This window comes from uncultured Victivallis sp., from assembly GCA_944389935.1.
In the GTDB taxonomy this organism is placed as follows: domain Bacteria; phylum Verrucomicrobiota; class Lentisphaeria; order Victivallales; family Victivallaceae; genus Victivallis.
The window spans coordinates 125,391-148,643 of sequence record CALXOE010000001.1 but is presented as its reverse complement, the minus strand read 5'-3'; the positions used below and the strand labels follow the sequence as shown (position 1 = coordinate 148,643).

Below are 23,253 nucleotides of genomic sequence, written 5' to 3'. Positions count from 1 at the left end.
TGGCCGTTTGACCGGCGCGCGGCCGGCCGGCTTTGGTTGCCCGTTATTTACAATACTCCGCTTTCGATAAAAGTAAATGAGAAAAATATGATATGAATGGTAATTTTGTGCTCTTATTTTCGGTGAAAACGTTGCTTTTCCCCCGGGTTGTGGTAAATTCAGAGAAAAAGGAGGTGCGAAATGGCGGAGTTGGAACGGGACGGAGTGATTCGTTTTGAGTCGTACAATCCGTTTTTCACGGAGCGGACGGAGCGGTTGCATGCGATGCTGCTGAACTGCGGCCATGAGCTTGTGCGCAGCGCGGAGTACTCGTGGGACGGGAGGCGGCGCGGCAACCACACGCTTCTGATCTGGCAATATACGCTCAACGGGCTCGGCTGCGTGGAGTTTGAGGGGGAGAGGTATCCGGTTCCGGCGGGCAGTGCGTTTTTTCTGATGGTGCCGGAGGCGCATGTCTACTTTCTGCCGCCGGAGTCGGAATCGTGGGAGTTCCTGTATGTGACGGTCACGGGTTCGGAACTTGCGCGTCTCGGGGCGGAGTATCGGCGGCGCAACGGGATCGTGCGTCCGTTTGCACCGGGTTCTCCTGTCGTGCGGGAGGCGTGGGAACTCCTGGCGATCTGCCGGGAAAAGCGGCTGGGCGGGCGTTATGATGCGAGTGCGCGTGCCTATTCGTTCCTGATGCGGCTGATGGCAGAACCCCCGGCGAATGCTCTTGCCGCCCGAAGTGATTTCATGATGAAGATCCACGCTTTCTGCCGGAAGAATCTCGATCGTCCGATCACGGTGGAGATGCTTGCGGAGGTGGCCGGCTGCAGCCGAGGACATTTTACGCGCCGTTTTCAGGAGCTTGAGGGGATTTCGCCGCATGAATTCATCGTCCGTCAGAAGATGCGTCTGGCGGTGCGTCTGCTGCAGACGACGGTCGCATCGGTCAAGGAGATTTCGGCGGCCTGCGGCTTCGAGGATACGAGTTATTTCTGCAAGGTATTCCGGCAGTATCACGGCACATCGCCGGGTGGTTACCGCACCGGCGGAGCCGGAAGACCTCCGGTTTTCTGAAGAGCTTCTAACACTCCCCTAACAGAGTGCTAACAATTCGCGGCTATCTTATATGCACAAACCCGGAAATCCTGTGTCACCTGCCGGGATCAACTCAAACATGGAGTGCATATGAAGAAGCTGTTTGGCATGGCTGCCGCAACGTTGTTGTCGTTTGCCGTAACCGCCGCCGAGATCTCGCTCGACGGTGCCGGCGCGTCGTTTCCCGCCCCGGTCTACCGGGTCTGGAGCTACAATTACGGAGAATCGACCGGAAACCGCGTCGAAGTCAACTATCAGAGCAGCGGTTCCGGTGCCGGAATCAACCAGATCAAGGAGAAAACCATCGATTTCGGCGGTTCCGACAATCCGCTGACCAAAGAAGAGCTCGACAAGGCGAACCTCTGCCAGTTCCCGATGCTCGCCGGCGGCGTGGTCGTGATCGTGAATCTGCGCGGCGTGAAACCGAATACACTGAAACTCGACCAGGCAACTCTCGCAGATATCTTCCTCGGCAAAATCAAAGGATGGGATGATCCGCGCATCAAAGCTCTGAATCCGGGCGTGAAGCTGCCGCGCGTGCGCATCACGGTCGTGCGCCGTTCCGACAGTTCCGGTACGAGTTTCATCTTCACGAACTACCTCTCGAAGATCTCGAAAGAGTGGGCGGACCGCGTCGGCTGCGGCCCCGCCGTGAACTGGCCGGTCGGCATCGGCGGCCAGAAGAACCCCGGCGTCTGCAACAACGTCGCCCGCATCAACGGCGCAATCGGCTACACCGAGTACACTTACGCGGTCGAGGCGAAACTCTCGATGGTCTCTTTGAAGAACAAAGCCGGAAAATTCGTCGAGCCGAAGCCCGAAACTTTCCGCGCCTCCGGTGCGCATGCGGACTGGAAGAACGCCCCCGGTTTCTACATGCTTCTGACCGATCAGCCCGGTGACGACAGCTGGCCGATCACAGGGTTGACCTATATTCTCGTCCAGCGCAATCAGCCCGACGCGAAGAAAGCCGCGGCGCTGCTGAACTACTTCAACTGGTGCTATACGACCGGCGCCTCCGCCGCCTCGAAACTCCACTATGTCCCGCTGCCGGAAGAGGTCGTATCGCTGGTCCGCAATGCCTGGGATGCCGAGATCCGCTCCGGAAACGCTTCCGTCAAATATTGAAGTCCGTCTTATGAACGATTCCGGAAAAACACTGCTCAACCCCGCCTGCACGGATCGGCTGTTCCGCATTGCCGCCGCCGGGAGCGCGCTGCTCGCGCCTCTGCTGCTTGCGGCGCTGCTCGTCCAGCTCGGAATCGGATCGGCCCCGGCCTGGCGGGAGTTCGGGCCGGGCTTTCTGATCGGGACCGAATGGGATCCGGTCCGGAATGTTTACGGCGCGCTTCCGGCGATCGTCGGAACGCTGTTGACGACGGCGCTCGCACTTCTGTTCGCGATTCCGCCGGCTTTTGTGACGGCGCTCCGGCTTGTCGACGCGCCGCCCGGCATCGGGGAGATTCTGAGCCAGGCGCTCGATCTGCTCGCGGCGATTCCGAGTGTGATCTACGGCATGTGGGGACTCTTTGTCCTCGTGCCGATCATGCAGGATCACGTGCAGCCGTTCCTGTCGGACACTCTTGGACTCGGAAAGATCCCCTTTTTCGGGGAATACGGCAACGGCTTCGGTTTTCTGACGGCGAGTCTGATTCTGGCGCTGATGATTCTGCCGTACATTTCGGCGGTTATGCGCAATGTTTTCCGCATGACCCCCGCTGTGCTGCGCGAGTCGGCATTCGGCATCGGCTGCACGCGCTGGGAGACCGCGAAAGACATCGTCATGCGTTACGGCATCCGCGGACTGCTCGGCGGAATCTTCATCGGACTCGGCCGGGCGCTCGGGGAGACCATGGCGGTGCTCTTCGTCATCGGCAACGTCGTTGCTCTTCCGGAGGATCTCTATGCGAGCGGCACGACCATCGCCGCGACACTTGCGAACAACTTCGCGGAGGCGGACGGAATTCTGCGTGCCGTGCTTTTCGCGCTCGGACTGATTCTGCTGCTGCTCGCGCTCGGCGTCCAGGTGCTTGCTCATTACTATCTCGCCCTGACGGGCGCGGGGAGAGGAGAGCGGTGAAATGAGTCCTATTCCACAAAGCAGACGGCGCGGACTTTTCCGCCGCAAACTCGTCGATCGGATCGTCGGAGTGCTTTCGATCGCGGCGCTTGTGCTTGCGATCGCCGGCATGGCATGGATTCTCTGGACCGTTTTCGCCCGCGGCGCATCGGTGCTCTCCTGGGAGTTCTTCGTCAACCCGTCGAAACCCTACGGCGCGTTGAATGCCGGGATCGGCAATGCGCTGCTCGGCACGGTTTCGATCACGCTCGGCGCCGCCGTCATGGGGATTCCCCCCGCTATTTTCGCGGGCATCTATCTGGCGGAATTCGGCAAGGGAACGAAACTCGGCGGCGCCATCCGCTTCGCCGCGAACGTCATGATGGGGATGCCGTCGGTCGTGGCGGGTTTGTTCGTCTATGCGGTGCTGGTCATCCCGATGGGGGGATTCTCCGGATTTGCCGGATCGGTCGCGCTCGCGTTTCTGATGTTCCCGGTTGTGCTGCGGACGACTGAGGACATGCTGCTCATGGTTCCGGATTCGCTGCGGGAGTCGGCGCTTGCGCTCGGATGCAGCCGGGCGCGCACTTCGCTGCGGATCATCTGCCGCAGCGCGCGCGGCGGTCTCGTCACCGGGATTCTGCTCGCGATCGCCCGGGTCTCGGGCGAGACGGCGCCGCTGCTCTTCACCGCGTTGTGGAGCGACGCATGGCCGAAAAACTACTTCACCGGTCCGACCGCGAATTTGCCCGTGCTCATCACTGAATACGCGACGAACTCCCCGTTCGAGGAGCAGCACGCCGCCGGCTGGGGCGCGTCGCTCGTCGTGACTCTGCTGGTTCTCGTGCTCAACATCTCGAGTCGGATCATCTTCAAGGAGAAACACCATGGACGCTGACGAAACAATTAAAATATCGGTCCGCCATCTCAACTTCTATTATGCCGGCGGCCATCAGGCGCTGTTCGACAATTCCATCGATATCCCCGCCAACCGGATCACGGCCGTGATCGGTCCCTCCGGCTGCGGCAAATCGACCCATCTGCGCGTCTACAACCGGATCTTTGAACTCTATCGCGGCCAGCGCGCGGAGGGGGAGGTCCGGATCGACGGGAAGAACATCCTCGACCGCGACATCGATGTGCTCGAACTGCGCCGCAAGGTCGGCATGATCTTCCAGAAGCCGACGCCGTTCCCGATGTCGGTGTTCGACAACGTCGCCTACCCGATGCGGCTGCACTTCAAGCTCTCGAAACGCGAAATCGCCGACCGGGTCGAGCAGGCGCTCCGCGGCGCCTCGCTCTGGGACGAGGTGAAGGACAAGCTCAAAAAATCCGGGCTCGCGCTTTCCGGCGGTCAGCAGCAGCGGCTCTGCATCGCGCGTGCGATTGCCGCCGAACCGGAGATTCTGCTCATGGACGAGCCGACCAGCGCGGTCGATCCCGTCGCCACGCTGAAGATCGAGGATCTTGTGCTGCAGCTGCGTGACAAGTTCACCGTGGTGATTGTGACTCACAACATGCAGCAGGCGTCGCGCATCTCAGATTACACGGCTTTCTTCTACAAGGGGGAGATCGTCGAGTTCGACAAAACCGAAACCATTTTCACGAATCCGTCCCATAAAAAGACGGAGGAATATATCACCGGCCGGTTCGGATGAGGAGGCAGAAACCATGAGAGAACAGTTGGAAAAAGAGGTCATCCGACTCAAACGGATGGTAAGTTCGCTTGCTTCCGCGGTCGAGACCGCGGTCCGGCAGGCCGTCGCCGCCGCCGCGGAGCCGAACAGCGAAATGGCAGCCGCCGTCATCACCCGCGACGATGCGATCGACCGCATGGAGGTCACCATCGAGGAGGAGTGTCTGAAGATTCTTGCGCTTCATCAGCCTGTTGCCGGCGATCTGCGCTACATCATCACAATTCTGAAAGTCAACGGCGAACTCGAACGGATCGGTGATCTTGCCGTGAATATCGCGCGCCACACGCTCGGTTTTGCGGAACGCCGTTCCGGCGAACCTCCGGAGAAGATCGACTTCACGGAACAGGTGCTGCTCGTCCGGCAGATGCTCAAGCGGGCGCTCGACGCGCTCGTCTCCCGCAACTGCCTTGACGCGAATGAGGTCATGCGCATGGACGGCGAGGTCGACGAGATCAATAAGCAGGTCATCGACCGCGCCATGGCGCTGATTGCAAAATATCCGGAACATGCGGCCTCTTACGTCGACGCGATGTTCATCTCCCGCCACCTCGAACGGATCGGCGATTGCACGACGAACATCTGCGAGGACGTGATCTACCTCGAACTCGGGAAGATCGTCCGCCATCCCCGGCTCGAATCGGAACCGTGAACGGACGCGGCCCGGGTCAGCAGCCGTAGATCTCGCGCGTCGCGGCGATGACCCGGTCCATCTCCGCCGGGGTGCCGATCGTGATCCGGACATATCTGCCCGTCACCGCTCCCCGGAAGTAGCGGACGATGATCGCGCGGCTGCGCAGCTCCTTGAAGTAACGTTCCCCGTCCCCGTCCGGAGGCGCGGCAAAGAGGAAGTTCGCCTGAGACGGCACAATCCGGAATCCTAGTTCCGCAAGGCGGCGTGCGAAATCCGCCCGGATCGCCTTGATCTCTTCGCAGCGCTTCTTCAGATACGCGCGGTCGCTGAACGCCGCGAGCCCGAGAGCCTGAGTCAGCATGTCGAGGTTGTAGGAGTCCTTGACCTTGAACAGCCCCTCGATCAGTTTTTCATGGCCGATTGCGAAGCCGAGCCGCAATCCCGCGAGCGCGTAGCTCTTCGAGAACGTGCGCGAGACGATCACATTGTCGAACTCTTTTGCGAGCTCGAGGCAGTTGTCATCGGCGAAATCGGCATATGCCTCGTCGAACAACACCACCCCGTCAAATTTGCGGCAGATCTCCCGCATGGCCGCGAGCGGGAACGAATTCCCGGTCGGCGCGTTCGGCCGCGTGAGAATCAGCAGGTTCGCTCCCTGTGCCTGTTCAAGCAGATTTTCCGGCAGCGCGAAATCGTGTTCCGCGTCGAGCGCGACCGGAATCACCTGCGCCCCCTGCATTTTCGCAAGTTCGGGGTAAAGTGAATAGGTCGGATGCAGACACGCCACCGCGAGTTCCGGCGAGGTGAAGCTGCGGAACACCATCGTAAGCAGGTCGTCGGACCCGTTGCAGGCGATGACGTTTTTCCGCGCCACACCGAACTCTTCCGCGATCCGGTCGCGCAGTGCGTCGGCAGTCGGGTCGGGGTAGCGGCGCAGTTTCCCGTAATCGAACGAGGCGAGCGCCTCTTTCACCGCGGGCGAGGGCGGAAACGCATTTTCATTCGTGTTGAGCTTGCAGAGGTTCTCCATCTTCGGCTGTTCGCCGGGGACGTAGCCCTCCATCGCGTCGATCTCTTTGCGGAAATACGATTTCATTTCAACTGCTGTAGGTGTTTGTTTGCTCGCCCCCGGGAGGTGTTCGATCCCGGGAGCGGACGCATTACTTCCTGATCGGTTCAATGCGGTCGAAGCCGCAGATCGGCTGGAGCACTTCCGGCACGATGACGGTTCCGTCCTCCTGCTGGAAATTCTCCATGATCGCGATCATCACACGGTCGGTCACGGCCGTCGCGCTGATCGTGTGGACGAAGTCGCGCTTGTCGCCGTCCTTGTAACGGATGTTCAGCCGGCGGCTCTGGAACGAGGTCAGATTCGTGTTGCTCGTGACCTCGCGGTAGGCGCCGAATCCGGCGAACCACGCTTCGATGTCATACTTCTTGTAGCCCGGCGCGCCGAGGTCGCCGACGCAGACGTTCACCACATGATACGGAATGCCGAGCTGCTGGAGGATGTACTCCTCGTTCGCGAGGCACATCTCATGGTACTTCACCGAATCCTCCGGCTTGCAGAAGACGATCTGCTCGACCTTGTGGAACTGGTGCACGCGGAAAATCCCGCGCGACGCTTTGCCGTAGCTGCCAGCCTCCGTGCGGAAGCACGGCGTGAACGCCGTGTAGCAGAGCGGCAGATCCGCCGCGTCGAGCACGTCATCGGCGTGGTAGCCGACCAGCGTCTGCTCGGAGGTGCCGATGAGCGCGAGATCCTCGTCCTTCAGATTGTAGGTCTGGTCGGCGAAGAACGGCAGATAACCGGTCCCGAACAGTGTCCGCTCCTTCGCCACGCACGGCGTCATGAACATCGTGAATCCGCGTTCGACCAGCACGCGCTGCACCCAGAAGTAGAGCGACTGCGCGAGCATCGCGCCCTTCCCCTTCCAGTAGTAGAAGCCCGCTCCGGCGACTTTCGTGCCGCGCGGGATGTCGAGAATCCCGAGCAGTTCGCCGAGTTCCTGGTGGTCGCGCACGCGGAAGTCGAACGTCGGGATGGTTCCGACCTTGCGCAGTTCGACGTTGCCCGTGTCGTCGAGCCCGTCCGGCACGTCCGGCGCAAGCATGTTCGGCATGCGGATCACAGTCTGATAGATCTTGTTCTGGACTTTCGCGAGCATCTCCTCCTTGGTCGCAAGCACCTCTTTGAGCTGCTTGACCTTGTCGCGGGCGGAGGGATCTTTCGCGCACTCCTTGCTGAGACGGTTGCGTTCGGCGCGCAGCGATTCGGACTCCTGAGAAAGCTGACGCGAATCGGCGTCGAGTTTCAGCAGACCGTCGATGTCGACCGGAAAACCGCGACGGGCGCAGTTCGCTTTCACTTTTTCCGCATTTTCGCGGATGAATTTGATGTCAATCATTTTGCCAACCCTTTTCTGTTCCGGAATCAGAACTGCGGCATCGGGAACGCCGCCATGAATTCCTTGACTTCGTTGCCGAGGCTGCGCAATGCGGCCTCATCCTCACGCATGGCCACGCCGCGTTCGATGAAGTCGGCGATGCGGACCATCTCCGGCTCCTTGAGCCCGCGGGTCGTGACCGCCGGGGTACCCACCCGGATGCCGCTCGTGACGAACGGTTTCTCCGGATCGAACGGGATCATGTTCTTGTTGCAGGTGATCCGCGCGAGATCGAGCGCGTTCGCGACGGCTTTCCCGGTCGCCTTTTTCGGGCGCAGGTCGATCAGCATCAAATGGTTGTCGGTGCCGCCCGAGACGATGCGGAATCCGCGGTTCGCAAGCTCCTGCGAGAGCTTCGCGGCATTGAGTTTCACCTGATGCTGATACGCCTTGAATGCCGGGGTGAGCGCCTCCCCGAAGCAGACCGCCTTGGCCGCGATCACGTGTTCCAGCGGGCCGCCCTGCATACCGGGGAACACCTTTGAATTGATCGCCTTGATGTACTCTTCGCGGCAGAGAATCAGCCCGCCGCGCGGCCCGCGCAGCGTCTTGTGGGTCGTCGTGGTCACCACGTCGCAGTAGGGAACGGGATTCGGATGCTCGCCGGCGGCGACGAGACCGGCGATGTGCGCCATGTCGACGAAGAGTTTCGCACCGACTTTATCGGCGATTTCGCGCAGACGCGCAAAGTCGATGATCCGCGGATAGGCCGATGCACCCGCGAGAATCATCTTCGGCTTGTTCTCCACCGCGAGGCGTTCGACCTCATCGTAGTCGATTCGCTCGGTTTCGCGGTCGACGCCGTAGGGTACGATGTTGTAGAGCATGCCCGAGAAGTTCAGCGGATGTCCGTGGGTCAGGTGGCCGCCGTGGTCGAGGCTCATCGCCAGAACCGTGTCGCCGGGATTGATGAGCGCCATGTAGACCGCCTGATTCGCGCTCGAACCGGAGTGCGGCTGAACGTTCGCGGCTTCCGCCCCGAAGAGCTTCTTCACGCGCTCGATCGCGAGTGACTCCATCTCATCGACGAATTCGCAGCCGTTGTAGTAGCGCTTGCCGGGATATCCCTCGGCGTATTTGTTGGTCAGCACCGAGCCCTGGGCGGCGCGCACCGCGCAGGAGGCGAAGTTCTCGCTGGCGATGAGCTCGATGCCGTCGGCCTGGCGCTCGGCTTCGCAGTCGATGATCCGGGCGACTTCGGGGTCGGCCGCACGCACGGCGGCGATATCGTCATAGGTCCGGCGCTCGACTTTCACAAGGCGGCGGATGTGGCGTTCGTCTTTGCTGAACGGTGTCGTGAGCCACGCATCGACGACCTGCTCCATCGCGGCGGCGTCGAGCGCGTCACCGGGCAGAACGAGCACATTTGAGCAGTTGTGTTCGCGGCTCTTCTTCGCGACTTCCGCACTGCAGGCGCAGACCGCGCGCACGCCGTGGAAGCGGTTCGCAACCATCCCCATCCCGACGCCGGAACGGCAGATCAGAATCGCCGCATCGGCTTCGCCGCGCGCGACCGCCTGCGCCGCCGGGGCGCCGAAGTCAGGGTAATCGTCACCGCTGTCGGCGACGAACGGGCCGCAGTCGATGACCGTGCACTTCCGGCTCTCGAGAAAGGCCGAGAGCCCGGATTTCAGGGCGAATCCGCCGTGATCGGTTCCGATCGCAATCCGGAGGGATTTGCCGTACCAGTCGGTGATTTCCATCATGATGTCTGCTCCTTGAAAAATAAAGAATGATGTTCTCTTGTCAACAGCCGGGTTCCCCGGGTCCGTCACCCGCGACGGTATGGAAAAGCGCCTCGAGAGCGGGGCGCATGGATTCAAAGACGCGCGTATACTGTTCAACGCTCCCCCCGAACGGATCGGGTACGTCGGCTTCCCCCAGCAGCAGCCGGATCTTGCCCGCTTCCGAGGGCGCGATCTCCGCCATCGCCGCCCGGTGGGAGGCGCTCATCGCCACGAGAATGTCGCACTCCCGCGCGAGCGCCGGCGTGAACCGCGAAGAGCGGAATCCGGCGGAGTCGATGCCGCAGGCGCTCATCACGGCCGCGGCCTGCCGGGAGATCGGATCGCCGTCCCAGGCGCAGATCCCGGCCGAACAGGCATCGATGTCCGGCCGGTTCGCCCGGCGGCAGAGGTCGTTGAAGTAGAGGTCCGCCATCGGACTGCGGCAACTGTTGCCGGTGCAAACAAACATGATCCGCATCGCGGTCCCCCTTTCGCTGAAAGTCATAATATACACCATGAAAACAGCTTTTTAAAGTCCCGCCTCCGGATTATGCGGAAAAAATACGTTACAATCTGCTCCCCCGTTCCTCGTCATCCGTTTCGCCCGTTCCGCCCGCGGGCGAAAAGTGCATAGAGCGCCGGGAGCAGATAGAGTCCGAAAACGGTCGATCCGATGATGCCGCCGATCACCGGAACGGCACAGCTTGCCCGCAGCTCCGCGCCGGTTCCCGGCCCGAACGCCATCGGCGCCACGCCGAGAATCACCGCGAAACCCGTCATGAGGACCGTCCGGAACTTCTCTTTTACCGCGAGCCGCATCGCCTCGGCGGGAGCCAGCCCCGCCGCCTGTTTCCGCCGGGCGCACTCCACGAGCAGATACGCCCCGGCCAGCGCGACACCGGCAACCGTCATGGCGCCGAGCGCCCCGGGAGTCGAGAGCGCAAGCCCGCTCAGCCGGAGCGCCGCGAACACCCCGGCGAGCGCCGCCGGCAGCACAAGCAGCACCGGCAACGGCGCACGCCACGACCCCTGAATCGCCGCAAGCAGCAGATAGAGCAGCAGAACCGCCATGACGGCGGCATGCCCGATCGCGGTAAACGTTTCGCGCATCTCCCGGATCGTTCCTGTGAACGTCATGCGGTATCCCGGCGGCAGTTCCGGGGCGATGGTTTTTTCCGCGGCTTCCGCGAGGTCGCCGGGTGTGCTGCCCGGAGCCGGGTTCGCAAAGAGTTTCACGGTGCGCCGCCGATCGCTCCGGTCGATCCGGGTCGGAGTCGTCGAGGCACGCAGCTCCGTCACGGTTCCGAGCCGCAGCGGCTTGCCCTGTTTCGATCGGAACGGGAGCGCCGGAAGCTGGTTGTAGCCCGTCCGCTCGTCGAGTTTCACGCGGATATCGAAAGTTCGGGATCCGATTTTGCCGCTGCCCGCCTTGAGACCCTCGATCGAGCCGCGCAGCAGAGTCCCCACCGAGGAGGATGCAATGCCGAGATTCTGCATGGCCGTGCGTTCCGGCACAACCCGGATCCCGGGTTTGCCGACGTGCACGGAGCTGTCGACATCCCTCGCTGCGGGGTGGGCTTTCAAGGTTTTCACTCCCTGCGCCGCGAGTGTTTCGAGCGTATCGAGGTTGTTCCCGGCAAGTTCGAGTTCAAACGAGGAAAGCGGCTCGCCGAAAGGCGAGGGCACTGTGACGGTCGCACGGCAGTCGGTGAGATCACGCAGTTCGTTCCGGAACATTTCGCGCAGCTCTTCAAGCGTCGCGCCGCGTCCGGTTTGCGGTTTCGCAACGATCGTGATTTCTGCGAGATTCACCCCTTCGGTGTTCTGCCCCGGATCTCCCTGAATCTGTCCGATCACGGTTGACGTCGCCTCCACGTCCGGCAGTTTGCGCAGACGGCTTTCGATCTGCATCGTGCGTTCCCGCGTGCTGTCGAGGTTGTAACCGGCGGGAAATTCGAGCCGGATCCGGAATTCGCCGCGGTCGCATTCCGGCAGGAACGTCATTCCCGTCCGCGCCGGAAGAAGCACGAGCGCTCCGGCGAAAAGCACGATTCCGAACAGAACCGCCCACCCCCTGTGACGGCAGACGAATTCCAGAGAGCGGTCGAATCCCAGCTCCAGCCATCCGGTTCTTCCCTCTGCTGTCGGGCGCCGGTTTCCGCCCGGCGGCACATCGGCGAGAATCGGCGTCAACGTGACGTTCACGAGCAGCGACGCGAGCGCCGCCGCTCCCGCTGCGATCGCGAACGGCGCCAGAGTGTGTCCCGCCGGCGAGAGCGTCATCGCAACCGGGACAAACACCGCGACAACCGCCAGAGAGGCGACCGCCACCTGCGAAGCCGCTCCCGGAGAGTTTTCGTCGCCGGAACGTTTCATCCGGCTCTCGGCGACCGGAATCGAACACGCCGCCAGCGTGCCGACTGAAATCCCGAGCGCCGGAAGCGTGAACGCATTGAAGCTGTATCCGCACAGCTCCAGGATCGGAAGCGAAATCACCACCGAAACCGGGAGCGACACCGCCGCGGCGATGACTCGTCTCCCGTCCCGCAGAAAGAGAAGCATCCCCAACGCGACCAGAACGACCCCGAGCCCCATCGTCAGCCAGGCGTTCCCGGTCGCGGCGCGGATGAAGCCGCCCGCATCCTGTACGCGCACGAGCTTCATGCCGGAGGGGAGCAGCCGATCCTGTTCCAGTTCCGCGATTGCGGCGTTGACGTGATCGACGACCCGCATCGTGTTCGCATCGCCCTTTTTGATGATCTTCAGCAGCACGGCCGGTTCGCCGTCGTAGAACGCGAGGGTGCGCTTTTCCGCGGACTTCATTGTGATCTGCGCGACATCGCGCAGATAGACGCGCCGCTTCTCGAACATGCCGATTTCGAGCGCTCCGATCTCATCGATACTTTTGAACTCCGAGTCGTAGGTGACGTTCACCTCCTGCTGATCCTGCCGGATTCGTCCGACCGGAAGCCGGAGATTCGACTCGCGGAGTTTGGTGAGCACCTCGTTCACGGTGAGCCCGGCGGCGGTCAGCGCTTCCGTGTCGAGCGTGATCCGCAGTTCGAGCGGTTCGCCGCCGGCGATGCGCACCCCCGCCACGCCGGACAGAGAGGAGAACTTCACGCGGAGCGTTTCATCCGCGAAGTCGTAGAGTTTGTCCAGCGGCAGATCGCCGGTCAGCATCAACGCGACGACCGGAGCCGCGTCGGGATCGTATTTCGCCACGATCGGCGGCTCGACCCCCGGAGGCAGTTCCGGCAGAATCCGGTCGATCCGTTCCCGCACATCCTGCGCGGCGGCGTCGGCCGACCGGCCCGGCTCGAATTCAAGCGTGATGCGGCAGACGTTTTCCATGCAGGCGGTATGCATGGCCTGCACGCCGTCGATGGCGCCGACCGCGTCTTCGAGATCCCCGGCCACCTCACTTTCGATTTCAGCGGGATTCGCACCGGGATAGACGGCCGTGACCGTCACATGCGAACTCTCCGTCTCCGGGAACGCCTCGAGCCCGAGCCTGCTCCAGGCGGTGAGCCCGAACAGCACAAGCATGAGAATGCAGCTGCTCACGGTCACCGGTTTGCGGATGGATATGCTTTCGAGGAACATCTATTTCGCCTCCTCTGCCGCGGCGGGTACCGCCTCCACTTTCTCCCCCGCTTCGAGAAAGGCCTGCCCCTCGACGATCACGGGAGACCCTTTGAGCACTCCGGGATCGGTGAGCATGGTCCACGCTCCGTCCACGATACCGGTTTCGACGTCGACCGACTCGGCTCTCCCCTCCCGGACGACGAAGAGAGTGCGGCGATTGTTGCGCCGGTCGAGGATCGCCGTGTTCGGCACGCCGACCCCGGCCACTTTCCGCAGGATGAGATCCACGCGGCAGAGTTGACCGCTCACGAAGCCCGCTTTCACCGGCAGATCGACCTTGACTGTGAACGTGCGGGACAATGCATCGATCGCGGGACTCCGGAACCGGACGACTCCGCCGGCCGTTACCGAGTTGTCGCGGTTGTGGATGACCGCTTCGGTTTTGCCCGGAACGATCTGATCGTAATAGACCGCGCTGATCATCATGACGACTTCGAGCCGGTCGGGGTCTTCGATCCGGTAGAGCATCTCCCCGGTACTCACGAATTCGCCCGGATCTTTTTTCTTCGTGACCACCCTGCCGCTGAGCGGGGAGCGGCTCCGGGAGTCGGCGAGACTCTTTTCGGCGATCTCGAGTTCCGCCTGCGCCTGGCCGACCTTTGCGCGGGCGTAATTGGTCTGGGCGTCCGCTTTCAGCACACCCGCCTCGGCCTCCCGCAAACTCAGCAGCACCCGCTCGTGGGCGTCCTCGGAGACCGCCTCCGCCTTGCGGAGCTGTTCGGAACGGTTGAAGTCGGCCTGCGCCTTTTCCGCGACTTTCCGGGCGAGATCGCCGTTGATTTCAGCGATTTTGAGTTCCGCTTCCGCAACGGAAAGTTTATGTTTCTGCCCTTTGACATCGTTTTCGAGTTTAACCCGGTCGACCTGGAAGAGCGTGTCCCCCTTTTTGACCATATCCCCCTCGCCCGGGCCCATGAAGTCGATCGTTCCGGCGACCCGGCTGGATATTTCGACTTTCTCTTTGGTTTCGACGTTGCCCTGCACCAGAATCTTCTGGACGAACTCCATCGGTTTCGGCTGCATGACGACGACCCGGACGGCCGGGGCGGCGTTTGTCTCCCTTTCCGCGCCGCTGCTGCCGACAGACAGGAGCACCGCGGTCAGAATCAGAATCAACTGGAACTTGCGCATCTCTTTCCACCTCATGCGACTGATTCGCCAATCCCCGGCTGCTGCAGGGGAGATATATATGCTATTAGTTTAAGGCAGTGCGCCGAAAAATCAAGCCGCCGTCCGAAATTTCCGCCGGAATCGCCCTCTTTTTTCTTTCTCCCGTTCTGTTGCGTTTCGCGCGAACCATGCTATATTAGCATGAAATAAAGATTCATGCAACGGGAAGAGGTGTTGACGCAATGCGAACGGAATTGTTTCTGGCCGGCCGTTATCTGAAACCCCGGCGAAACGCGGTTTCTCTCATCACGCTGCTGTCGATTCTCGGGGTGACGCTCGGGGTCGCGGTGCTGATCGTGGTGCTGGCCGTGATGACCGGCTTTACGGATCTCATGAAAGAGAAGCTCGTCGAAACCCAGGCGCACTTTCAGGTGCGTCCCGGCTACGGCGGCGTGATCTACAATCCCGAAGAGGCGATCAAAGCCGTCGAACAGGCGGGCGGCCGTGCCGCCGCCGTGATCCAGTCGCCGGTCATCGTGCAGCGCGGGCGCGGACTCGATCCGCGCGTGGTCATGTTCGGCACGAGCGCCGGGGATCTCGAAAAAAACGGCATCTTCCTGCCGGAAACGCTGAAAAAGGGCAAGCTCTCTCTCGACAAGGGTGAGATCGTCATCAGCACGGACCAGGCCGCCCGCTGGCATGTCGGCGTCGGCGACAAGATCCTGCTGCACACACAGCAGCGGCTGACTCAGATGGTCGACTTCAACCCCGAGGGGGGCGTGACGCTGAACAAAAACGCCTCGGCCTATCTTCCGGCGGAATTCGTCGTCACCGGCATTTACAGCGTCGGGAAATACGATTTCGACCGGATGATCCTCTTTGTCGGAATCGACGACGCTGCCGATCTGCTCTCGCTGCCCTGGGGGAGCGCGACCGCCGTATTCGGCTGGGGGCCGGACGCATTCGATCAGAAGAAACTCGTCGAATCGATCCGCGACGCGCTCTCGTTTCTGCGGGTCGTCACCTGGGAGGAGGAAAATCAGCAGCTGCTCGGGGTGCTTGCGGTCGAGAAGAACATGATGTTCTTCCTGCTGATCTTCATCGTGCTCGTCGCGGCGTTCAGCATCATGAACACGCTCATCACCTCGGTCTATCAGAAAACGCGCGAGATCGGGATTTTAAAGGCGCTCGGCGCGAGCGACCGCTGTGTGACTTTCATCTTCATTCTGCAGGGGTTTCTGATCGGTGTGATCGGCAGCGTGACCGGAACGCTGACCGGGGTGCTGGTCATATTCTACCGGAACGATATTATGGAATTCGCGTCGAAAACCTTTCATGTCGAATTGTTTCCGAAGCAGTTCTACTTTTTTGACGGGCTCCCGGCGCACATTGTTGCGACGGATGTATTGATTATCGTCGGCGCCTCCGTGGTGCTCTGCACGCTGGGGGCGCTGCTCCCGGCGCTGCGTGCCGCGCGGCTCGACCCAGCCAGGGCTTTGCGTTATGAGTGAAACTGAGACGATCGTCGAACTGCGCGGCGTGACGCGCACCTACAAACTCGGGAAAGAGAAACTGCCCGTCCTGCGCGGCGTGGACTGGGAGATCCGCCGCGGCGAATGGGCCTGCCTGCTCGGCGCCTCCGGCAGCGGCAAAACCACGCTGCTGAATCTGATCGGCGCGCTGGAGAAGCCCGATTCCGGAACGATCCGCATCGCGGGGGTCGACGTGTCGAAACTGTCGCGCGGCGCCGCCGCCCAGTTCCGCAACCGCAAACTCGGATTCGTCTTTCAGGCGTACCATCTGCTGCCGGAACTCTCGGTGCTCGAGAACGTGATGCTGCCGGGGAATCTCGCGGGATTTTCCCGCTCGAAATCCCGCGCCCGGGCGCTCGAGCTGCTCGAGACCGTCGGACTCGCGGACCGGATGAAACACCGGCCGTTCGAGCTCTCCGGCGGCGAACAGCAGCGCGCCGCGATCGCACGGGCGCTGCTGAATGAACCGGAACTGCTGCTCGCGGACGAACCGACCGGGAATCTCGACTCCCACACCGGAGAGGCGATTCTCGAACTCTTTACGCAACTGCGGAAACTCCATCCGGAGCGCTCGATCATGATGATTACCCACAACCGCGAAATCTCGAAACTCGCCGACCGCACCGGCGAACTCGTCGACGGTGTGATGAAAAAAGAAACGGAGTGACCGCCACGAGATGCACCTGACCCGCGCACAGCTCAGCTGGATCTGCTACGACATGGCCAACGCGGCTTTCGCGCTGATCGTGCGCACGGTGTACGCTCCGCTCTTCTTCAAAGGGTATTCCGCCGAGGGGATGGATGAGACGCTCGCGACGAGCATCTGGGGATATGTCAGCGCCGGGGCTGGGCTTGCGGCTGGTGTCATCGCCCCGTGGCTCGGGAGCGTTGCGGATGCGAATTCCGGCCGGAAACGGTATCTCTTCTTCTTTCTTTTCCTCGGCATCGTCGCGACGCTCGCGCTCTGCCTGACCGGACGGGGTGACGCGACGCCGATGCTGATCTTTTACTTCACCGCTCTCGTGGCATATATGGCGAGCAACTCTTTCTACGACGCGCTGCTGCCGGACATTGCGCCGCGCGGCGCGAGTGACAAGCTCTCGTCGCTCGCGTATGCGTGGGGATACATCGGCGGGGTGATTCCGTTCCTCGTCTGTCTCGGAGTGTCGCTGCTGCTGAAAGATTCGCCCGGAATCGCGTTCCGGTTCGCGTTCATCGCGGCTGCCGTCTGGTGGATTGCGCTCGCCGTGCCGATGTTCCGGCTCGTGCACGAGCGGAAGCGGCCCGCTTCCCGGAAGATCGGCGCGCTCGACGGCTTGCGCAAGCTCTGGCGCACCGGGCGCGAAATCGGGAAACACCGCGATGCGGCGCTCTTTCTTGTGGCCTACTTTCTCTACATCGACGGCGTCGGGACGATCCTGTTGATGGCGACTCCGATCAGCGTGGACATCGGGATTCCGGCGGACTGGCTGCTGCTGACGATCCTTGCTCTGCAGTTTCTCGCATTCCCGTTCACGATTCTCTACGGGGTGTTTGCGCGGAAGTTCGGCGCCCGGCGGATGCTCTACACCGCGATCGGGGTGTACGTCGCGATCGCACTGCTGGTCGGTCTGATTCCGTTGTGTGACTCCCCGGGAGCGAAGCGCGGAATCTTCCTCGTCGCGGCGTTTCTGATCGGAACGTCGCAGGGGGGAATCCAGTCGCTGAGCCGGTCGTTCTTCACGCGGCTGATTCCGAACGGGCAGTCGGCGGAGTTTTTCGGATTCTACAACATCTTCGGTAAATTCACGACGATTCTCGGGCCGCTGCTGGTCGGATTTGCCGGATGGCTTTTCGCGTCGAGCGAGATCGGCATCGCGCTTCTGGCGATTCCGTTTCTGTTCGGCGCGTGTCTGCTCGCGAAAGTGAGACTGCCGTCGGAACGGCGGAGGGGGGTATGTCATGGTTGAATATATCATCAAGCGGCTGATCCTCGGCTGTTTCACGCTGCTGGCGATTCTGCTCGTGAGTTACGTTCTGCTGCGGCTCGCACCGGGCGACCCGACCCGCAGCAGCATGTTCGGCAGCGACTCTTCCGCCGGAACGCTCGACGCTTCAAAGGGGGCGCTTCAGAAGAACACCGCGCTGCGCGAGAAGCTCAATCTCGACAAACCGGTCCTCGTCGGATTCGGACTCTGGCTGCGGGAGGTGGTTCTGCATGGGGACTTCGGTACTTCCGCGTCGGTCGATCCCGGCAAGCCCGTGACGGAGATGATCCTCGAACGACTGCCGGTGACGCTGTCGCTGAATTTCTGGGCGATCGTCATAACCTATCTCGGCGCGATTCCGCTCGGGGTTTACGCCGCGGTGCGGGCCGGCAGCTGGTTCGACCGCGGATCGGCGTTCGGGCTCTTTCTGCTCTATTCGCTGCCGGTGATGTGGGTCGCGCTGCTGCTGCAGACGACGCTCTGCGACGGGGGGCGCTGGCCGATCTTTCCGCTCAAGGGGCTCACTCCCGCCAACGAGGATTCGCTCTCGACCTGGGCTTTGCAGTGGGAGATTCTGCGCCACTACATGCTGCCGGTGCTCTGTTTGACCTACGGGAACTTCGCGGGACTCTCGCGCTATGCACGCAACGGCATGCTTGAGGTGATCCACTCGGATTACATCCGCACCGCCCGTGCGAAAGGAGTCTCCGAGACGGCGATCATCTGGCGCCATGCGTTCCGGAACGGACTCATCACGCTCATCACGCTCTTCGGCGGGCTGCTGCCGTCGCTCGTGGCGGGCAGTTTGCTCGTGGAGTACATCTTCAACATTCCGGGGATGGGAACGCTGTCGCTGCTGGCGCTTTCGAGCCGCGATTATCCGCTGCAGATGGCGCTCTTCGCGTTCACGGGGATGTTGACGCTCGGAGGAATTTTCGTCTCCGACATGCTCTATCTGGCCGCTGATCCGAGAATCAAGCTGCACACCAAATAGGAGGATTTGCGATGAACCGCGGTTTGTTTTTCTCACTCGCTCCGGCTTTTGCCGCGACTTTGCCGCTCATGGCGGCGGAGCTGCGAATTTCGGTGTTCACGTCGGCGCCGGGGGAGGCCGCGACGTTCCGGGAGCTTGTTTCGAGTTCCCAGGCCGGCACTCCGGCGGAGCAGCTCGAGCAGTTGAAAGGGGCGCTTCTTCAGGCGCAGCCGCGGGCGGCTGCGCCGATTTCACTGTTGACCGATTCTCTCACGGGGAAGCGGGTCGAATCCGGATGTGACGGAACTCTCAACACGCTTGCATTCGCCGATTCGGTCACGCGGCGGCTGCAGATCCTCGTCTGGAACAGCGGTCAGGAACGCAGCTTTGCGGAGCTGAATATTCCTGACGCGGGCCGTTTTTTCGACTCGGACCGGGTCGACATGCGGCAGAAACGGCTTGGAGCGGACGGCTCATCGCGTGCCGCGATCGACCGCGGCAATTATGCGGTTTCCGATTCGGGGGTGAGTTTCGGCGTGCCGCTTCCGCCGGGGGCAGCCGCGCTGGTCGAGCTCGCTCCGCCCGGAAAACTTTCCGACGCAGAAGCCGAATCCGCTCCCCCGACACCAGCCCGATTGGGGTTGGCGCCGGGGATCTTGTCGTTACGGACGGGAGAGGGGCAGCTTTCTGCCGGCGCGATCATCGTAACGGCCGATCACCCGCTTCCGATGCGTTATCTTCTTCATCGGCCGGGGTCGGGGAAGTTGCAGATTCGTTTCGACGCCCGCTCCCGCGCAAAAGGCGAACTCGAGCTGACGGTCAACTTCATGCAGCGCCAGAAATTTCTCTCCGTCCGGAAACTGAAAGCCGCGCCGGGTGCGGAGTGGCGGACATTTTCCGAAACCTACCCGATTCCGGCGGGCACCACCCACGTGAACTGCACGATGGAGGGCGGGCCCGCCGAGGTCAAGGGACTCGGAATCGTTAATTGATCCCGGCGATTTCGCGCATCAGCGTCGAAGATTTCATGAGACATCGCGGCAGGTGGAAGAACGTTTTCCATTTGCCGCCCTTGAGCATGTTGTTCGGTTTTCCCTGCCGGTCGAGATAGGCGAACCACTCGCCGTATTCCGGATCGGGGAAGTGGCTCCACGCCCATTGGTCGACCGTCCTGAAATGTTCGAGGAACCGTTCTTCGCCGCTGAGTTTGTAGGCGAAGAGCGCCGCGATGATCGCCTCATTGTGCGGCCACCAGAGCTTCATGTCGTGCTGAAGTTCGAGGTGCGGCTTTCCGAGCGCATCCATGAAGTAGAAGATTCCGCCGTAGACCGGATCGGTCCCGAAGTGGAACAGCTCATCGATGTAATCGCATGCCTGGCGGATCAGCTCCCTGTCATTGATCCGTTCCGCATATTGCAGCACGAACCACATCGATTCGAGTCCGTGACCCGGATTCACGAACCGTCCCTCACAGCTTTCGAGGTCGAACGTGCCGTCCGGATTCACGTTCTCGAACAGCACCTTGAGTTCAGGATGGTGGAAGAGTTTCATGACCGTGCGCACGGCGCGATCGGTTTCGCCGTCGAACTCGTCGCTGCCGAGGCACTCTTTCATCACGCATCCGAGGTTTGCGAGGATCATGTACGATCCGAGACTCAGCCGTTTCGGCGTCCCCTCAAGCAGCTTGTTCCACCGTCCTTTCGGATTGTCGAGCCGCCGGATATAGCTCTGCATCGCCGAGCGCGCTTCGGCGCGATAGCGCTCCTCACCCGTCGCCGCGAAGAGCGCCGCCGCTCCCATCGCCGCAAAACAGTCCGAGAAAATACTGTACGGCGCCATCGACGGCACCCCCCGCCGGTTCAGCGCGAAGTAGTAACTCCCGTCCTCCGTACGCCCGTGTTTGTAGAGAAAATCAAAGCCGTCGCGCGCAATTTTCAGAAACGCTTCGTTGCCCGCCCCGAACCGACTGCGGTAGAGTTCCGCGAACATGTAGACGATCCGCCACTGCATCCACATGTATTTCGTCGTGTCATAGACCGAACCGTCCCGGTCCAGCATCGTGAAGTAGCCGCCGAACTCCGTGTCCACGCAGTTTTTCTGCCAGAACGGAATCACGTTCTGCGTCAATTCGTTCTCATACCGTTCGATTGTCCTTTTCCAATCCATCTTTTCCCCCTTTCCGGTTCGTGAATCACAACTGTTAAAACATTTTAGTTTTCGGGCAAAAAAACGGCGTCCGGATTTACGCCGTTGATTTGAGATCAATTCCAGTTCTTGAGACGGGAGCTGCCGGAGATGCGGACGCCCGAGGTGTCGATTTCGCCGCGGTACTTGAGCGACGATCCGCCGGAGAGGTCTCCCTCGAGTTTGTCGGTGACTTCAAGTTTGAGCTTGGAGGCCCCCGAAACGGCGATTTCGGCGTTTTTCACCTGAACCGCCTCGCCTTTGGAGGCGCCGGAGAGTCGTGCCGCGAGAGAACCGATCGTGCCGCGCAGTTTGGCGTTGCTGCGGTCGGAGACCTCCATCTCAGCGGAGTCGAACTCCCCGCCGCACTCGGCCCGGCTGTCGCCCGTGAGCTTCAGAACGAGTTCGTGAAACCTCGCCCCGGGCATCTCGAATCTTCCGCCGTCGGTGATTTTGCAGACGAATCTCTCCCCCTCGGCGGCATCGATCCAGGAGCGGCTTTTGCCGATCGACTTGAACTGGGCGGGCATGCCGGTGGTGGAGAGTTCGATCGTCATGGCTTCGACGGGAGTCTTTTTCCCGGTATAACGGATCAGCATGCCGTTGCGCGGCTTTTCAACCTTGACAAAGCGGGCGAACTCCGGGGGGATGCTGATGCGGCAGCTGTTTTCGGCGGCGTTGCACTGCAGATGGAGCTGCCACGCCCCCGCAATCGACAAATGTTCGAGCCTGGAAAAGGGATACTCCTGAACCGCCGGGTCGGCGGCGAGATCACGGTCAACCTCTCCGGCCAGCGTCGAGAAATCCTCCTGTTCCGCATCTTCCCCGGCGGCCGCAGACGGATTCCCCGGCTTCTCATCCGGAACTTGCGGCTGCGGATGCAACGTCGCAACCGGGCCGGAGGCCTCTCCGCCCCCTTTGCGTATCAGGAGCACCAGAATGACAACCAGTACCGCAACGCCGAGCAGGAACAGCGAATGAACGATGAAACCGGCAATGAACATGACGTAACCTCCTCTGTAATCCGTTGAGCAAAACGGCGGATCCTCTATAATATAATCCCCCGGCCGCCGTTTTCCCAATGGTCGGGACGAAAAAGAGAGGAAAAAGCGGGTTTTCGCCTCAATTTTTCTTCAGCAGTGTCCACAGCTCTCGTCGGACTTTCTCGTCGACGGGGCGGGGAGGAAGGTCTCCGCCCGCGGCGTTTCCGGTGCCCATCGCGGCCCGGAGCCGGAAATGCGCGAGCCGCCACTGCAGCAGCGCTTCCGCGAGGGCGGCCCGGGATTCCGGGGTATCGTCATTCCGGAGGCGCGCGGCTTCGTACTGCTCCCACGCATTCCGGAGCTGGTTGCAGCAGAGTTCGACTTCGCAGACGATTCCGGCTGCGGAACCGAGCGCCGCAAGTTCGCGCAGATCCCGGGTCGGCGCGGCGAGCTGCACTTCCGCAAGTTTTCGCGGCAGCCGGTAGAGCGCTTCAGCCAGCAGCGGAACCGCCGCCGGATCATCCCCGTAAAGATCCCGGATCTGTTTCGGGAATGCGTCGGAAATCGACAGCGGCGCGGTCTCGCTGCGCGTCAGAACCGCCTTTTTCTGCAGTTCGGCCAGAGGGGTGTCGAGCTTCCGCGGCATCGGCAGCGTCGAGAAGTCGAATGTCAGAAGCCGTTCATCGTCGAACCCGGTGGCGATTCGGAGCTCGAGCAGCAGCTCCGCCTCCTGTTGACGCAGTTCCGGTGTGCCGATCCCGCCCGAGAGTTCGATCTTCTCCCGCACTGCGGCGAGCCTGGCCCAGCAGCCGGCTCCGGCGAGTTCGATCTTTTCCCGGACACGCGGACGGTGTTCATCCGCCAGATCCGATCCCGGCGGTGCCGACAGGACGTGATTGTAGGCGATCGCTCCGTCGAGGAGCGCAAGACCGGTTTCCTCCGGCGGCGGTGATGCGGAGCGGTATTCCGCCTGAATTCCCGGCAGCCGCAGCAGAATGTTGTTGTGCACATGCTCCGCCGCAATCCGGCGCAGGGAATCGACCGTCTCCGGCTCGAGCAGTCCGGCGAGCGAGGCGTCGAGCGCTTCCCTCAGCCCGAACGGAGCGGACTTTGCATTCTCTGCGGTCGGCTGCGTGGAGACCGCGGACAGCGGCGTCCCGCCCGGAAACGCACAGCCGGCCGCAAGCAGCAGGACCGTCGCCACCGACACCG

20 protein-coding genes are annotated in these 23,253 nt (G+C 61.8%); 11 read left to right on the top strand and 9 right to left on the bottom strand.

Going from position 1 to position 23,253, the window contains the following annotated elements:
• The first annotated feature begins 180 nt into the window (after positions 1-180).
• From Q0J85_RS00650 to phoU, 6 genes are all read left to right on the top strand, one after another.
• Positions 181-1,062 (top strand): AraC family transcriptional regulator, encoded by an 882-nt coding sequence (locus Q0J85_RS00650; RefSeq protein ID WP_294477276.1) that lies wholly within the window; start codon positions 181-183, stop codon positions 1,060-1,062.
• Between the two features lie 111 nt (positions 1,063-1,173).
• Complete coding sequence (gene pstS, locus Q0J85_RS00645) at positions 1,174-2,211, top strand: phosphate ABC transporter substrate-binding protein PstS (RefSeq protein WP_294477274.1); 1,038 nt, start codon at positions 1,174-1,176, stop codon at positions 2,209-2,211.
• Between the two features lie 10 nt (positions 2,212-2,221).
• Positions 2,222-3,163 carry a phosphate ABC transporter permease subunit PstC gene (pstC, locus tag Q0J85_RS00640; protein WP_294477273.1) on the top strand — a complete coding sequence of 314 codons (942 nt, stop codon included), beginning with the start codon at positions 2,222-2,224 and terminating at the stop codon, positions 3,161-3,163.
• 1 nt (position 3,164) lies between these two features.
• The gene (gene pstA, locus Q0J85_RS00635; protein ID WP_294477271.1) at positions 3,165-4,040 is read left to right on the top strand and encodes a phosphate ABC transporter permease PstA; all 876 of its coding nucleotides are present in this window, start codon (positions 3,165-3,167) and stop codon (positions 4,038-4,040) included.
• A complete protein-coding gene (pstB, locus tag Q0J85_RS00630; protein ID WP_294477269.1) occupies positions 4,030-4,800 on the top strand; it encodes a phosphate ABC transporter ATP-binding protein PstB in 771 nt (256 codons plus the stop codon). Before pstA ends, pstB begins: the two co-directional genes overlap by 11 nt.
• Before the next feature lie 13 nt (positions 4,801-4,813).
• Positions 4,814-5,488 carry a phosphate signaling complex protein PhoU gene (gene phoU / locus Q0J85_RS00625; RefSeq protein ID WP_294477266.1) on the top strand — a complete coding sequence of 225 codons (675 nt, stop codon included), beginning with the start codon at positions 4,814-4,816 and terminating at the stop codon, positions 5,486-5,488.
• Positions 5,489-5,504: 16 nt separating this feature from the next.
• Here the strand turns inward: phoU and hisC are convergent, their stop codons facing one another.
• The 6 genes from hisC to Q0J85_RS00595 form a co-directional block, all read right to left on the bottom strand.
• Entirely contained in the window at positions 5,505-6,566 is a 1,062-nt protein-coding gene (gene hisC, locus Q0J85_RS00620) for a histidinol-phosphate transaminase (protein WP_294477264.1), read from the bottom strand.
• Between the two features lie 64 nt (positions 6,567-6,630).
• Positions 6,631-7,878, bottom strand: a complete 1,248-nt coding sequence (serS, locus tag Q0J85_RS00615) for a serine--tRNA ligase (RefSeq protein ID WP_294477263.1) — start codon at positions 7,876-7,878, stop codon at positions 6,631-6,633.
• A gap of 26 nt (positions 7,879-7,904) precedes the next feature.
• Positions 7,905-9,623, bottom strand: coding sequence for a serine hydroxymethyltransferase (locus tag Q0J85_RS00610; RefSeq protein WP_294477261.1), 1,719 nt, complete (start codon positions 9,621-9,623; stop codon positions 7,905-7,907).
• Between the two features lie 40 nt (positions 9,624-9,663).
• Positions 9,664-10,122, bottom strand: coding sequence for a hypothetical protein (locus tag Q0J85_RS00605; RefSeq protein WP_294477258.1), 459 nt, complete (start codon positions 10,120-10,122; stop codon positions 9,664-9,666).
• A gap of 113 nt (positions 10,123-10,235) precedes the next feature.
• Entirely contained in the window at positions 10,236-13,250 is a 3,015-nt protein-coding gene (locus Q0J85_RS00600) for an efflux RND transporter permease subunit (RefSeq protein ID WP_294477256.1), read from the bottom strand.
• A complete protein-coding gene (locus Q0J85_RS00595; protein WP_294477254.1) occupies positions 13,251-14,423 on the bottom strand; it encodes an efflux RND transporter periplasmic adaptor subunit in 1,173 nt (390 codons plus the stop codon). It lies immediately after the preceding gene.
• Positions 14,424-14,644: 221 nt separating this feature from the next.
• Here Q0J85_RS00595 and Q0J85_RS00590 point away from each other — a divergent pair, with 221 nt between their 5' ends.
• The 5 genes from Q0J85_RS00590 to Q0J85_RS00570 are packed head-to-tail and all read left to right on the top strand — an operon-like array spanning position 14,645 to position 19,866.
• Positions 14,645-15,913 (top strand): ABC transporter permease, encoded by a 1,269-nt coding sequence (locus Q0J85_RS00590; RefSeq protein ID WP_294477251.1) that lies wholly within the window; start codon positions 14,645-14,647, stop codon positions 15,911-15,913.
• Positions 15,906-16,601, top strand: coding sequence for an ABC transporter ATP-binding protein (locus tag Q0J85_RS00585; protein ID WP_294477249.1), 696 nt, complete (start codon positions 15,906-15,908; stop codon positions 16,599-16,601). The genes Q0J85_RS00590 and Q0J85_RS00585 overlap by 8 nt, the downstream gene beginning before the upstream one ends.
• Before the next feature lie 10 nt (positions 16,602-16,611).
• Positions 16,612-17,883, top strand: a complete 1,272-nt coding sequence (locus tag Q0J85_RS00580) for an MFS transporter (RefSeq protein WP_294477246.1) — start codon at positions 16,612-16,614, stop codon at positions 17,881-17,883.
• Positions 17,876-18,895: an ABC transporter permease gene (locus Q0J85_RS00575; RefSeq protein ID WP_294477245.1), complete on the top strand. Its 1,020-nt coding sequence runs from the start codon at positions 17,876-17,878 to the stop codon at positions 18,893-18,895. Before Q0J85_RS00580 ends, Q0J85_RS00575 begins: the two co-directional genes overlap by 8 nt.
• An 11-nt stretch (positions 18,896-18,906) precedes the next feature.
• On the top strand, positions 18,907-19,866 hold the full coding sequence (locus Q0J85_RS00570; RefSeq protein ID WP_294477243.1) for a hypothetical protein: 960 nt from the start codon (positions 18,907-18,909) through the stop codon (positions 19,864-19,866).
• On the opposite strand, the gene Q0J85_RS00565 is transcribed toward Q0J85_RS00570, so the two are convergent.
• The 3 genes from Q0J85_RS00565 to Q0J85_RS00555 all read right to left on the bottom strand — a co-directional run bounded on the left by Q0J85_RS00565 (position 19,859) and on the right by Q0J85_RS00555 (position 23,251).
• Complete coding sequence (locus Q0J85_RS00565) at positions 19,859-21,040, bottom strand: AGE family epimerase/isomerase (protein WP_294477241.1); 1,182 nt, start codon at positions 21,038-21,040, stop codon at positions 19,859-19,861. The two genes, Q0J85_RS00570 and Q0J85_RS00565, sit on opposite strands and share 8 nt — an antisense overlap.
• Positions 21,041-21,135: 95 nt before the next feature.
• The gene (locus Q0J85_RS00560; RefSeq protein ID WP_294477239.1) at positions 21,136-22,062 is read right to left on the bottom strand and encodes a DUF2807 domain-containing protein; all 927 of its coding nucleotides are present in this window, start codon (positions 22,060-22,062) and stop codon (positions 21,136-21,138) included.
• 118 nt (positions 22,063-22,180) lie between these two features.
• Positions 22,181-23,251, bottom strand: coding sequence for a hypothetical protein (locus tag Q0J85_RS00555; protein ID WP_294477238.1), 1,071 nt, complete (start codon positions 23,249-23,251; stop codon positions 22,181-22,183).
• Positions 23,252-23,253: the final 2 nt, after the last annotated feature.